We start from the raw sequence: 12,539 nt of genomic DNA, 5'->3' as shown, positions 1-12,539 counted from the left end.
CTCCTGTCGGTCTGGTTTCGACTGTACCTGCACCGCGATGACTGTGCGGCAACGCGTGACCGATGGCACAGGGACTTCCGGCGCGTGCCCACATGCGTACCGCGCGGCACACTGCGCCCTTGTTCCGCAGGGAATGCGTACATGACCGTATTGTCCCGCCTGCCCACCACCGCGCGCCTGTTGCTGGTGCTGCTGGGTGTCGGCCTTGGCCTGAACCTGCGGGATATCGCCGCGGCCATCGGCACACCGGTTCCCCCACTGCCCATCCCCTATGGCGGCAGCCTGTTGGACAACGCGCTGGCGGTGCTGGTGGCACTGCTGCTGGCCGCGCTGCTGCGGCCCCGTGACATGGGCCTGATGGCCAGCTTGGGACTGCGCGGAAACGGCTGGGGCGGCCCGTTGTGGGTGCTGCTGGCCAGCCTGCCCTGCTGGCTGGGACTGGCGCTGCTCGGAACTCCGAACACGGCACTGACTGCGCTGGATGCCACGATGCTGGCCGCGCTGTTCCCGCTGGCCGAGGAAGTGCTGTTCCGTGGCCTCGGCTTCGTGCTGCTGGTGAAGATCGTGCGCGGTCCGTGGCCGTTGCTCGCGCTGCCGCAGGCATTGCTGTTCGGCATGGTGCACTGGCTCGGCTTCGGCGGGTTCGACGGCGGCGGCATCGCACTGTTCATTGGCGCGGTGATCGCGCTGGGCGGCTTCATCTTCGCCTGGCTCGACCACCTCGACGGCGACACCCTGTGGTGCGGCCTGATCCTGCATGTTTCGATGAACCTGGCCTGGAATGTGTTCAGCCTCGATGACGCCATCGCATTGGGCTGGCAGGCCACCGGCCTGCGCATCGGCACCGCCCTGCTCGCAGTGGCGGTGCTGGCCTGGCACGTGCGGCTCAGGCGCCAGAGAGGCCTGTAACGCCCGCTTAGCTTGCCGTGCACGTCGGGATCACTACCGGCTTGCGCATACTTGCGCGCCTTTTCACCGTTGCTGTCCGGAGTTGTCGCGTCATGTTGCTGTCCAAGCGCCACGTTGAACCCCGCGTCCTGCTCATCGAGGACGCCGAGGAAACCCGCGAGCTGAGCCGACTGGCGCTGGAAAGCCAGGCCTGCCACGTAGTGGGCGTGAGCTCTGCCGAAGCGGCGCTGGGCCTGCTGGCGGCCGGTGAGCGTTTCGACCTGCTGTTCACCGACGTCAATCTGGGTGCGATCAGTGGCATTGAAGCCGCCAACCGGGTCCGCAGCCTGTATCCCCAGCTGCCGATCCTGGTGACGTCGGGCATGGACCAGCACCAGGTGCTGCCGCAGCTGCGCGACGGCATCCATTTCCTGCCCAAACCTTACAACATGAGCGAGCTGCTCGACGCCATCCGGCTGTGCTTCCGGCACGCCGATGTGGGCGTATTGACCGGGCCGGATGCACAGGCCGCCTGAGGCATTCATCCACACCACACCCCGGTATCCATGCCATGCGTGGATGCCACCGGCCATCAACCGCCGGTATACGGCCCCTCGCCCGGCATCACTTCCAGCAGCGCACGGGTGATCGCCCGCGGGTAGACGGTCAGGTGGTCCTCACCGTCGATCACCACGTTGTCCACCTTCAGCTTGCGGCCACTGCGCTGAAGCTGGGCGGTGAAGTCGGCGGTCTGGCGCAGCATGTCGTTGCCGGTTGAATAGCGCGGCCCGGGCTTGTCCGTTTCATAGCTGCCCACCGACAACAGAACGCGCGTGGGCTGCGCCGGGATGACGGCGACGTCCTGCATGCGTGGCAGCAGTAGCTGGTCGAACCACAGCGACGGACTGGACAGGATGTAGGTGCTGAACAAGTCCGGCTGGGTGGTCAGCACATAGGCGCCGAACAGCGCGCCATAGGAGTGGCCGGCGAACATGCGGCGGGTGGGATCGGTGCGGTAGCGCGCATCGACCATCGGCAGCACCTGCGCCGCCAGGAAATCGCGGTAGTGCGCGGCCCCGCCGTAGGAGACGTCGTCGCTGTAGTAGCCATCGACCGTACGCGCCGGGGTGCTGGGCGTGTAGTCGCGCGAGCGGCTCTGCTTGGAGGTCAGCCCCTCCTGCGGCGGCAGCCCGACCAGGATGAAGTTCTCGATGTTGACGCCCTGCTGCCCCACCAGGTTGCGCACGCTGCGCACCAGCGGAAAACTGTACAGCGCATCGGTCACGTACAGCACCGGATAGTGCTTCTCCGGATGCGCGGCGTAGTCGGCCGGCAGTGCGACCCAGATCGGGTAATCGCGTCCCACCGGGTCGTGCACGCGCAGCGCTTCGGTCTCCGGCAGCACCACGCCCGTGGCGACCGTGGCTGCGACCTCCTTCGCTCCAGGCTGGGTTGCTGGCGGCGCCACCGACATCGCACAGCCACTCACGGCCAGGCAGGCCGCTACACTCCATCCACGCACACGCTGCATCCACACGCTCCCATTGCGGGCGGCGCACCGGATGGCGCCGCTGCCGCATCCTCACATGGCATGCCGCGGCACGCCAATCCTCCTGATCAGGGCGAGGCCGACGGCGGCGCCGGGAACAGCGTGCGCAGCGCCTGCAATGCGGCCGGATGATAGATCGTGGCGTGGGTTTCCTCCGGCAGCGGCAGGTACTTCACCAGCGGCGACGGCGAGGCCTGCTGCAGCAGCGCGGCCAGTCGTGCCGTGGAGGCGGCCAGTTCCGGTTGCCCGCTGCTGGCCAGGAACACGTGCGGCTGTGCACGCGTCACCGCCGGCAGCTGCCGGGATGCTCCGGCCAGCATCGCACCACGGTTCCACCACAGGCTGGGGTCCAGCGCGATATAGCTGTTGAACAGCGTCGGCTCCTGCAGCAGCGTCTCGACCACGAACAGGCCAGCTAGCGACTCACCGATCAGCGCACGCTCGTCTGTGGTCGGGTAGCGCTGGCGTACCTGCGGCATCAGTTCATCGCGCAGGAAGCTGCGGTAGGCCGCCGAGCCACCGATGCGTGGCGCGATCTTCTGGTCCTGCGGGTCGCTGCTGGGGCCGGTCATGTCGCGGCGGCGCTCGGTATTCTCGATGCCGACCAGCAGGAACGGACGCATGCTGCCATTGCCGGTCAGCACCTGCACCAGCCCTGCCACATGCAGGAAATCCTCGCCGATGCCGCCATCGGCCATGTACAGCACCGGCAGCGGCGCCTTCGGATCCAGGCCCCAGGGCTGCGGACGATAGACATTGATGCGGCGGGTCTCGCCCAGTGCCTTCGACTGCACGGTGAAGGTCTCGCCGATCACCAGTGGTGCGGCCGCAGCGGTCGATGCCGGCGGTGCTGCCGGCACGGTGGGAACAGCTGCGAGGCCCGGCCCTGCGGCGGCCAGCAGGATCAGAGCGGAGAGAGCGACGACGCGCATGCGAACTTCCATTTTCGAGAGGACGGCCAGCATAACTGCGCCGGCGCCCTCAACGGCGATCCAGTTCGATCACGGCCTGGCAGGCACGGAGCTGGTCGTCGGCATCGCGTCCGATTCGAACAAGCGCTGCCGCAACCTCTGCTCGTAACTGGGCGCCCGCATCACGTTCGCCGGTGCGGGCGGCGGCTTCGGACAGACGGCCGGTATGGCACGCGGCGAGGTCGTCGCGCAGGCGGAGAGTGCCAGCGCGCAGGGCAGCCACCACATCGGCATCCACCTCGGCCGCGCGCTCACGATCCTGTTCATGTTGTTCCCCCAGTGAGGCCATCGCCTCGCTCCGTTCTTCCTGATCCCGGCGCAACCGCCGTTCGGACTGCACCGCGCCGGCCTGTTGCTCCACATCGGCACGCGCCATCGCGAGGTCGCTGCGATCACCGCGCCAACGCCAGCCAGTCATGAACATCAGCAACGACCACAGCAGCAGCGACGCCATCACCACCAGCATGCGCGGCATGGGTCACTGCTCCGCCAGGCAACGCGCGTGGCGCTGCTGCTGGCGCTCCCACACTCCCCAGCACACGGTGTTGGGGCGGCCGTCGATGCGGGTTGAACAGTCGTAGCCCCCTGCCCGTCTCCACAGCAGCAAGGCATCGCAGGCCTGGTGATACTCACCCTGCAGCAGATGCCGGCGCATCGACGACGCGCGCCAGTTGCCGATGCCGTACTGGTAGAGGAAATCGACATAGACGTCGTACTCGCCCTGGCTGAGCGCCACACCGGGCAGCGACGCGCGGAACTGCCCTTCCTCCCTGGCCAGATGAGCCTGCACGGCATGCAGCGCGCGTACTGGCGTGGTGCGGTCGCCCAGCCTCACCGGCGTGCCATCCTCGCGAACGGTCGAGCCGAAGCCATAGGTGGGCCGGTCATTGCGCGTGGGCACCACTGCGGCGTCGGTGTATCCCTCGCGGTCAACGATGGCGATCAGGCCCGCAGCACTCAGCGCAAGCGCGGCGACCAGGCTGCGTACCGGCAATGTACTGCCGGGCCGGCTCATTCGCGCTCCCTGCGGCGCCATTCGCGCAGCCAGCGCCAGCCCAGATAGGCAATCTGCGCCGCCAAGTAGATGATGGTGAGGACCACGACCAGGCGGTCCAGGGTGATGCCGGCTGCAAGCGCACCGGCGACGGTAACCGGCGGCGCCGACTTGATGGCCGCCGCGCCGGCCGTGCTGATGATTTCTTCTTTCATGATGGGTCCTGGAGGGAATGCAGGCCGCGTCGCATCGACGTGGCCCGAAGAGGTGCCCGCCCCGCTGCCGGCTCGGCACGAGGGTTGTTCCGGTCGGGAGGCGGGCGGAAGATCGGTTCCGCCGCTCATGCGGCCTGGGCGATGCCCTCCATCCAGCCACGTACGCGCTGGAAGCCAAGTTCGACCAGGTTGAGGTAATGCCGGTTGGATACCGGCCGCTGCCCGCTGTTGGCCAGCAGCAGATTCGCCGTTTCGAATCGTTCGACCTTGCGTCGGCCACGCCCGCAGTAGTAGCCGCGCAGCGCACAGGCCATCGCCACGTTGTCACGCGCGACCGCCGTGATGATGTCTTCGATCTGCTGCGCCAGCTGATCGGTTTCCAGAGGCTTGTAGCCCTGGGCCCGCCCCGGCATGTCACCACGATGCTCGATCAGCACCGCCAGCAGGTTGCGCGACTGGAAGCCGAGGTATTCGCAGTCGCGATGCAGCGCATATTCGCCGCCCCAGTGCTCCAGGCGGCTGCGGACATACTCACCGAACGTATCAAGCTGCATGGGTGGCTTCTCCTTTGACGGGCGACGGGGCCGGACCGAACACATCCGGGCGCAGGGATTCGCGGCGCACGGCGCCCGCAGTGGCCAGCTCGATGCGCCGGCACAGGCGCGCGCCGGGCAGCTTGTGGCCGCGGGCGATCATGTAGAGGGTCCGCAGCGCGCAACCGGTCTGGTGGGCCAGGCGGCGCATGACGGGACAGCTGGGGGTGCCGTAACCCCCTTGGGAGATGGCGTAGTCGATGAGGTTCATGGGCCACACATTACCGCCACGGTAATGGATAGTCAATACCGTTTTGGTCATTTGCTGGATTGGTAATGCAGCGCACCATCTACAGATGGACGCCAGTACCGCTCGCACCCTCAACATGCGCCTCCGCGTGGCCGCCGCCGGCGGCCCGGCCGAGTGGGCCCGCCTGTACGGTGGCACCCGCTGGGCCCAGCCCCAGGTCAGCCAGTGGATTTCCGAGAGCAACCCGAAGAGCATCGGCCATCGGCTTGCGCGCGATCTTGAATCAGTGATGCAGCTTCCACATGGAACGCTGGATCGCGTCGATCAGGACGGAGACGTGTCGCTTCAGTCTCAATCTACGGGACTGGATTTCGAGAAAATGAGCGCTGCGGTCAAGGTGCTTTCGCACTACCTGGAGCTGGTCGGCGATCCACCGGAATGGATCTACGATCCCGTGCTGCTGGAGACCGCATTCATGGTCGTGGACGAGTTCGGTCAGCCCTCTGCACCGGACAATGTGCTCGACCTGACGAAGCTTCTGGCAAGACGGATCAGGGAGGCAAAGGATGACTCACACGCGACTCGAGGAGCTCGCACAGCGGTTGGCCGCTAGGACCCAGGAACTGCGCGGCGAGCGCACCCCGGCGCCGGCATTGCGGGTGGTGGCGGGAGACGCACATGTGGTCCGCGGGGAGAGGCGCATGGACGCGATCATGCGCGAGTGGCATTGCCGCATGATCCGCAACGTACGCCGACGCTGGGGCGAACCCATGCAGCATGTGATCGATCAGGCATGTTGCGGTGTGGTCAACATCGAGCAGCTCGCCGACGACGCACTGATCCAGTTGCACAAGGACATGGAGCGCGCGGAGGAGTGCATCCGCGAGGGCATTTCCTTCCACGACGCCGGGCTGTTGCGCGCGCATTACGGCTGACAGCGTCCCTGGCCGGCCGGAAACGGCCGGTTCTGATGAGATCAATTACCTGAAATTACCTTTATTGTTACCTTAAAGGTAATTTTTTTAAGGTGAGCGACGTGGGGGCAGCAGCGACGGAAGCGGGTGCGCGGAGCGCCGCCTCCCCGCACCCGCTGCCAGCGGGCGCCGGGGAGTCGATAGCACCTGCAACACCGCATCGTTGCAGCGGCGCTTCCCCCATTGCGGAAGTGCTTTGAAGGAAGCAACAAAAAAGGCGCCCCTTGGGCGCCTTCTTGATCGTCAATGCAATGGTGGGCCGTGAAGGATTCGAACCTTCGACCAAAAGATTAAAAGTCTTCTGCTCTACCGACTGAGCTAACGGCCCGATGCATCGCCCGGCCTTTCGGCGGGGTCCGCATTCTACCCTACTTTGCCGGGTCGCGCGAAGTACAGGGGTGTTGCGTGTCCCGGCCAGCGGCCGGCACTACCCGGTCGGGTCAGCCCGCTTAAACCTTCCGGGCCTTCCACGCATCCCATCCATGTTCACCACCCGGAGCCACGGATGCGCCTCACCTGCTGTCTGATCGCCATCCTGCTGTTGCCCTGCACAGCAGTGGCCTCGACGTCCCAGGTCGTCACTGACGACATCGCCCGCTTCTGGGCCACCTATGACGCGGTGCGCGCCGAGCCTGATGCCGAACGCCGCGTGGTGCTGGTCCAGCAACGCTACATCGATCCCGGCAGCCCCGGACTGCATGCACTGATGCAGGTCCGCAACTACACGGCCCGCGAATACGCCGAGGCCATGCAGTCATGGCCACGCTTCTGGACTTCGGTACGGCCGTTGACTGCGAACGCGCAGCAGGCCAGCGCCACGCTGGACCGGGACCTGGACGCGTTCCGCGCGCTCTACCCTGCACTGCGTCCGGCCACCATCACCTACGCGATGGGCGTGCTGCGTACCGGCGGCACCACGTTGGGCGACAAGGTGTTGATCGGGGCGGAGATGGCGCTGGGCGATGAGCGCGTGGACGTAAGCGAGCTGCCCGAGCCGATGCGCGGCCGCCTGCGGATCTTCTACGACAGCCGCCCCGGTGCGAACAACGCGCAGAACAACCTGCACGAGTACGTGCATACCCAGCAGCGCGAGACCACTGGCAGCCTGGCCCAGTACGCAGTACGCGAAGGCGTGGCCGAATACGTGGCAGAGCGCATCAGCGGTCGCCGTCCGGCACTGCCGCTGTACGCCTATGGGCCCGCGCACGAGGCACAAATCCGCACGCGCTTCCTTGCCGAGATGCACGGTGACAGCCTGGACAACTGGCTGTACAACAGCGCGCGCAATCCGTTCGGGGTGAGTGATCTGGGCTACTACGCCGGATACCGCATCGCGCAGGAGTACATGCGCCAACAGACCGACGAGGGGGCCGCCATCGCGCGGATGATCGAACTGGACTACGCCGATCCGGACGCGGTGCGCGGCTTCATCGAGGCATCGGGATGGTTGCAGGCCCGGTAGGTCAAGGAGTGCGAACCAACGGTTCGCACCCACCGAGAGGGGCGGCTTGCACACACCAAGAAGGGGCGGTTCGCACCTGCAGTGAAGCCGGCCAGCGGCCGGCTCTACCAGACGCGGTCAGGCGTACAGCGTGGGGTCGGGCACGCCGGCCTCGGCAAAGCCCTGCGCGCGCAGGCGGCAGGCATCGCAATGACCGCAGGCGGCGCCGTGAGCGTCGGCGTTGTAGCAGGACACGGTCAGGCCGAAGTCCACGCCCAGGCGCACGCCTTCGCTGACGATCTGGCCCTTGCTGAGGAACTGCAGCGGTGCGTGCACCTTGATGCCCGCACCTTCCACGCCCGACTTGGTGGCCAGGTTGGCCAGCGCCTGGAACGCCGCCACGAACTCGGGGCGGCAGTCCGGGTAGCCGGAGTAATCCACGGCGTTGACGCCGCAGAAGATGTCGTTGGCGCCAAGCACTTCGGCCCAGCCCAGGGCCAGCGACAGCATGATGGTGTTGCGCGCCGGCACATAGGTGACCGGAATGCCGGCACCGCCGGCCTCCGGCACGTCGATGTCGTCGGTCAGTGCCGAGCCGCCGATGCTGCGCAGGTCCACGTCCACGGTCTTGTGCGCGACCACGCCCTGGGCCTTGGCCACGCGGGCGGCAGCGTCCAGTTCGGAGGTATGGCGCTGGCCATAGCGCACGCTCAGGGCATGCACGGCGAAGCCCTGTTCCTGGGCCATGGCGATGACGGCGGCTGAATCCATGCCGCCGGAGAGAAGCACGACTGCCTTCTTCATGGGAAAAACATCCGGTTGGGAGGGGAAAGCCAGCACGCTGTCCCGCGCCGGAGTTACATCAGGGAACGCTGCGCCGGCTCATCGGCCCGGCTCGTCGTTCCACAGGATTTTATGCAACTGCATCTGGAAGCGCACCGGCAGCCGGTCTTCGACAATCCAGTCGGCCAGCTGCCGCGCGGTGATCTCGCCCTTGCTGGGCGAGAAGAACACGGTGCAGCGCTGCACCAGGCCGTGCCCGGCGACCATCGCCTTGGCCCAGTCGTAATCCTCGCGGTTGCAGATGACGAACTTGATCTGGTCGCGGGCGGTCAGCAGCGGCAGGTTTTCCAGGCGGTTGCGGGCGGCTTCGGCCGAACCCGGCGTCTTGATGTCGACGACGCGCGACACCCGCGGGTCCACCGCGCTGACGTCCAGCGCACCGGAAGTTTCCAGCGAGACGTCCATGCCGGCATCGCACAGCTTTTCCAACAGCACCAGGCAGCGCTTCTGCGCCAACGGCTCGCCACCGGTCACGCAGACGTGGCGCACGCCCTGAGCCAGCACCTCGGCCACGATGTCGTCGATATCCCACCAGGTGCCGCCGTGGAAGGCATAGGCGGTGTCGCAGTACTGGCAACGCAGCGGGCAGCCGGTCAGGCGCACGAACACGGTTGGCCAGCCGGCGGTATCGGCTTCGCCCTGCAGCGAGGTGAAGATCTCGGTGATCTTCAGGCGTGGCAGGGGCGACTGCACGATCTCACTGGGCGTGGCGGCGGCGCTGGACGGAGTAACGGCGGTCATGGCGGGTACTTCTTGGTGGGACACGTGGCGGGTGGGCTACCGTGGCCGGTAACGAACGCAGCCGAGCATGGCTCGGCTCTACGAAAACAACCGGGCAGACAGGGCCCGGCGCTGCCGGATCCGGGCGGGTTTGCCGAACCGGAAACGAAAGCAGCCGAGCGTGGGCTCGGCTCTACAGGGCACCTATTGTACGCCGGGTCAGCGGATCTGCTTGCCGAGGCGGATGGACTGCAGACGGTCCTGCGCGGTGCGCGCGGCGTCCGAGCCGGGGTACTGCGCCACGACGGCCTCCAGCGTCTGCTGGGCCTGGTCGACCTTGCCCTCGCCATACTGCGAGAGGCCGACCTTGAGCAGGCCGCCGGCGGCCTTGTCGTGGGTCGGATAGCGCGAGAGCAGTTCGCGGAACTGGGTCTCGGCCATCGGGAAGTTGCGGGTGGCGTAGTAGCTCTCGCCCAGCCAGTACAGCGCGTTCGGCGCGTAGACGCCGTTCGGGTACAGCTGCAGGAAGCTCAGGAACAACTGCGCCGAATCATCGTACTTGCCGGCCTTCAGCGAATCGAAGGCGACGTTGTAGGAGGTGCGCTCGTCGCCGGTGGCGGCAAGACTGCCGGCATCACCGTGGACGGAAGGCGGCCGCTCGGAAGTGGCCGCCGCTGCGGGTTTTGCCGGGGCCGGTGCGGCCTTCGGCGCGCTCGCCGGAACGGGCGGCAGGGCCGGGGCGGCATTGCCCCCTTCCAACCGGTTCAGGCGGCTGTCCAGATCCAGGTACTGGTCCTGGGCGGACTGCTTAAGCTGGGCGTTGTCGTGCTGCAACTGCTCGATCGAGGCCTGCAGGCTGGTGACCTGCTGCCGCAGCTGATTGATCTGGTTCAACAGGTCCTGGTTGGCGCTGTTGTTGTACATCTGCTGCTCGAGCGCGCCGACACGGTCGGCCAGGCTCTGTCGCTGTGCATGCGCCGGTGCGGCAGCCACGAGGGCTGCCGCAACGACCAGCATCAGTTTGATGCCAATGCGCATGGATTACTGCGCGGTGTAGACGATTTCGACGCGACGGTTCTGCGACCAGCAGGACTCGTTCGACTCGGTGCAGACCGGACGCTCTTCACCGTAGGACACGACGGTCAGCTGCGAAGCCGAGCCACCGTTGGCCTGCAGGGCCGAGTTGACGCCGTTGCCACGACGCTCACCCAGGGCCTGGTTGTACGCGCGCGAACCGCGTTCGTCGGTGTGGCCCTGCAGGGTGATGCGCGAGGACGGACGGTCACGCAGGTACTTGGCGTGGCAAGCCATGATGGCCTGGAATTCCGGCTTCACGTCTTCCTTGTCCAGGTCGAAGTAGACAACGCGCTGGCGCAGGCAAGCGTCGGTGTCCAGGTCGCCCGGGCCGTACAGGCCGGAGGTCGACGGACCGGTCGGGGTGGTGGTGGAGGTGCCGGTGTCGACCGGGGTTGCCGGCTCTTCCTTCACCTTCTTCGAGCAACCGGCCAGGACGGCCACAGACAGCAGGGAAACAAGCAGAACGCGGGTGGACTTGTTCATGGCGATACCTTTGTGGCTCCTAGGCCGATGAGGGGTTCAAGACAGCGAAAATATTAACACTCTTTTAGCGCTGGGTACGGTATGGGGACCATGCCGGTTCGCGCACATCTCCGTCAGCCAGAACCAACCGCTGGCGCACGCGCGCATCGGCGGAAACGGCGTACAGCACACCACGGCCACCCTCGCGGGCGGCGTACAACACCATGCTTGCGTTGGGCGCAAAGCTCGGAGATTCATCCAGCGAACCCGGGGACAGCGTGCTCCAGCGGGGCGAACCCAGCGAGCTGTCCATCATCGCGATCTTGTAGCTGTTGCCCGAGCCCTGCGCAACGGCGATCTTCTTGCCGTCGTAGGACACCGAGGGCTTGGCATTGTAGTTGCCCTGGAAGGTCACGCGCTCGGCACTGCCGCCACCGGCGCCGACCTTGTAGACCTGCGGGCGGCCGCCGCGGTCGGAGGTGAAGTACACCGCGCTGCCATCCGGCGCCCAGGTCGGCTCGGTGTCGATGGCGAAGTGGTTGGTCAGCTGGGTCAGCTGCTTGCTGCCCAGGTCCATCACGTAGATTTCCGGGTTGCCCGAACGCGACAGGGTCAGGGCCAGCTTGCGGCCATCGGGTGAGAACGCCGGGGCGCTGTTGATGCCGCGGAAGCTGGTGACCAGTTCGCGCGCACCGGTGCCGATGTTCTGGATGTAGATCGCCGAATTGCCACGCTCGAAGCTGACGTAGGCCAGCTTGCTGCCATCCGGGCTCCACGACGGCGACAGCAGCGGCTCGGCCGAACGCACGATGGTCTGCGGGTTGTAGCCGTCGGAGTCGGCCACCATCAGCGCATAGCGCATGGCATCGCCCTTGCCGCTGGCGGTCACGTAGGCGATGCGGGTCCAGAAGGCGCCGCGCACGCCGGTGATCTTCTCGTAGATGGCGTCGGCCATCTGGTGGGCGACGTCGCGCATGGCGTTGCCACGGGCGGTCATCGCCAGGCCCAGCAGGCGCTCGCCCTTGGGCACGTCGAACAGTTCGTACTCGACGCGGTAGGCACCGGCACCGGCATCGAGCACGCGGCCGACCACGATGTAGTTCTGCTTCAGCGCGCGCCAGGTGGCGAACTGGATGTCACCGCCACGCACGGGCTTCTCGACGATCTGCGCTTCCGGCAGCGTGCGGAACTGGCCCGAACGCTCCAGGTCGGCGCGGACCACGCCGGCGACGTCGGTCTGCGGAGCGGCCGACGAACCCTGGTAGGGCATCGGCACGATGGTGATCGGCAGGGCGGAGGCATTGCCGCCGATGATGTCGATATCCAGCCCCTTCTGCTGCGCGACGGCAGCAAAGGGCAGCAACAGGGCCGCAAACACGGCAAGCCAGCGAGGCATCTTTTTCATGGAGCGCTCAATAGGGGGAAACCGGAACGAGGGATAACAAAGCGGGAGTGAACCGCTTCGCAATCATGAACCAAGGGTACGTGAATTCCGGGTCAGTTCCAGCCCGTCCTCTCACGCACCGTTAACGTCGTGGCTAACATCGCACCTGCCTGCCCCGGTCACGCCGCCCCTCGGGGCGGTGTTCGACAGCAGCCTGCAGCCTGCCCGGCCGAAACCG

Annotated in this window: 17 protein-coding genes and 1 tRNA gene; 5 read left to right on the top strand and 13 right to left on the bottom strand. The window is 66.5% G+C overall.

Going from position 1 to position 12,539, the window contains the following annotated elements; genetic code table 11:
* Positions 1–141 precede the first annotated feature (141 nt).
* Positions 142–909, top strand: coding sequence for a CPBP family glutamic-type intramembrane protease (locus J3A72_RS07865; RefSeq protein ID WP_075075729.1), 768 nt, complete (start codon positions 142–144; stop codon positions 907–909).
* A gap of 92 nt (positions 910–1,001) precedes the next feature.
* Entirely contained in the window at positions 1,002–1,424 is a 423-nt protein-coding gene (locus J3A72_RS07860; RefSeq protein ID WP_014648113.1) for a response regulator, read from the top strand.
* A gap of 56 nt (positions 1,425–1,480) precedes the next feature.
* Here J3A72_RS07860 and J3A72_RS07855 read toward each other — a convergent pair whose 3' ends face one another.
* From J3A72_RS07855 to J3A72_RS07825, 7 genes are all read right to left on the bottom strand, one after another.
* Positions 1,481–2,419, bottom strand: a complete 939-nt coding sequence (locus J3A72_RS07855; RefSeq protein ID WP_075075728.1) for an alpha/beta hydrolase-fold protein — start codon at positions 2,417–2,419, stop codon at positions 1,481–1,483.
* 86 nt (positions 2,420–2,505) lie between these two features.
* Positions 2,506–3,369 carry an alpha/beta hydrolase-fold protein gene (locus tag J3A72_RS07850; RefSeq protein ID WP_075075727.1) on the bottom strand — a complete coding sequence of 288 codons (864 nt, stop codon included), beginning with the start codon at positions 3,367–3,369 and terminating at the stop codon, positions 2,506–2,508.
* 49 nt (positions 3,370–3,418) lie between these two features.
* A complete protein-coding gene (locus J3A72_RS07845; RefSeq protein ID WP_014648116.1) occupies positions 3,419–3,883 on the bottom strand; it encodes a lysis system i-spanin subunit Rz in 465 nt (154 codons plus the stop codon).
* Between the two features lie 3 nt (positions 3,884–3,886).
* Positions 3,887–4,423 (bottom strand): glycoside hydrolase family protein, encoded by a 537-nt coding sequence (locus J3A72_RS07840; RefSeq protein WP_014648117.1) that lies wholly within the window; start codon positions 4,421–4,423, stop codon positions 3,887–3,889.
* Positions 4,420–4,617 carry a hypothetical protein gene (locus tag J3A72_RS07835; protein ID WP_014038210.1) on the bottom strand — a complete coding sequence of 66 codons (198 nt, stop codon included), beginning with the start codon at positions 4,615–4,617 and terminating at the stop codon, positions 4,420–4,422. The genes J3A72_RS07840 and J3A72_RS07835 overlap by 4 nt, the downstream gene beginning before the upstream one ends.
* Positions 4,618–4,742: 125 nt before the next feature.
* Positions 4,743–5,171: a hypothetical protein gene (locus J3A72_RS07830; RefSeq protein WP_014038211.1), complete on the bottom strand. Its 429-nt coding sequence runs from the start codon at positions 5,169–5,171 to the stop codon at positions 4,743–4,745.
* On the bottom strand, positions 5,161–5,421 hold the full coding sequence (locus J3A72_RS07825; protein WP_032958958.1) for a YdaS family helix-turn-helix protein: 261 nt from the start codon (positions 5,419–5,421) through the stop codon (positions 5,161–5,163). The genes J3A72_RS07830 and J3A72_RS07825 overlap by 11 nt, the downstream gene beginning before the upstream one ends.
* 85 nt (positions 5,422–5,506) lie before the next feature.
* Here J3A72_RS07825 and J3A72_RS07820 point away from each other — a divergent pair, with 85 nt between their 5' ends.
* Both J3A72_RS07820 and J3A72_RS07815 read left to right on the top strand, forming a co-directional pair.
* On the top strand, positions 5,507–6,013 hold the full coding sequence (locus J3A72_RS07820) for a hypothetical protein (RefSeq protein ID WP_041863715.1): 507 nt from the start codon (positions 5,507–5,509) through the stop codon (positions 6,011–6,013).
* Positions 6,014–6,101: 88 nt separating this feature from the next.
* Entirely contained in the window at positions 6,102–6,335 is a 234-nt protein-coding gene (locus tag J3A72_RS07815) for a hypothetical protein (protein WP_032958956.1), read from the top strand.
* Positions 6,336–6,626: 291 nt separating this feature from the next.
* On the opposite strand, the gene J3A72_RS07810 is transcribed toward J3A72_RS07815, so the two are convergent.
* Positions 6,627–6,702, bottom strand: a tRNA-Lys gene (locus J3A72_RS07810).
* Positions 6,703–6,879: 177 nt separating this feature from the next.
* Between J3A72_RS07810 and J3A72_RS07805 the strand changes: the two genes are divergently transcribed.
* A complete protein-coding gene (locus J3A72_RS07805) occupies positions 6,880–7,836 on the top strand; it encodes a DUF2268 domain-containing putative Zn-dependent protease (protein ID WP_049440334.1) in 957 nt (318 codons plus the stop codon).
* A 117-nt stretch (positions 7,837–7,953) separates the two neighbouring features.
* Here J3A72_RS07805 and queC read toward each other — a convergent pair whose 3' ends face one another.
* From queC to tolB, 5 genes are all read right to left on the bottom strand, one after another.
* A complete protein-coding gene (gene queC, locus J3A72_RS07800; RefSeq protein ID WP_032958954.1) occupies positions 7,954–8,619 on the bottom strand; it encodes a 7-cyano-7-deazaguanine synthase QueC in 666 nt (221 codons plus the stop codon).
* A gap of 78 nt (positions 8,620–8,697) precedes the next feature.
* A complete protein-coding gene (gene queE / locus J3A72_RS07795; RefSeq protein ID WP_032958953.1) occupies positions 8,698–9,399 on the bottom strand; it encodes a 7-carboxy-7-deazaguanine synthase QueE in 702 nt (233 codons plus the stop codon).
* A 198-nt stretch (positions 9,400–9,597) separates the two neighbouring features.
* On the bottom strand, positions 9,598–10,416 hold the full coding sequence (gene ybgF, locus J3A72_RS07790; protein WP_049406165.1) for a tol-pal system protein YbgF: 819 nt from the start codon (positions 10,414–10,416) through the stop codon (positions 9,598–9,600).
* 3 nt (positions 10,417–10,419) lie between these two features.
* A complete protein-coding gene (pal, locus tag J3A72_RS07785) occupies positions 10,420–10,938 on the bottom strand; it encodes a peptidoglycan-associated lipoprotein Pal (RefSeq protein ID WP_014648158.1) in 519 nt (172 codons plus the stop codon).
* 64 nt (positions 10,939–11,002) lie between these two features.
* The gene (gene tolB, locus J3A72_RS07780; RefSeq protein ID WP_014038220.1) at positions 11,003–12,322 is read right to left on the bottom strand and encodes a Tol-Pal system beta propeller repeat protein TolB; all 1,320 of its coding nucleotides are present in this window, start codon (positions 12,320–12,322) and stop codon (positions 11,003–11,005) included.
* Positions 12,323–12,539 lie beyond the last annotated feature (217 nt).

The sequence above is a fragment of the Stenotrophomonas sp. PvP093 genome (genome assembly GCF_017876915.1).
GTDB lineage: Bacteria > Pseudomonadota > Gammaproteobacteria > Xanthomonadales > Xanthomonadaceae > Stenotrophomonas > Stenotrophomonas muris.
The sequence above is the reverse complement of the archived record's forward strand: the minus strand, read 5'-3'. Positions and strand labels throughout refer to the sequence as shown.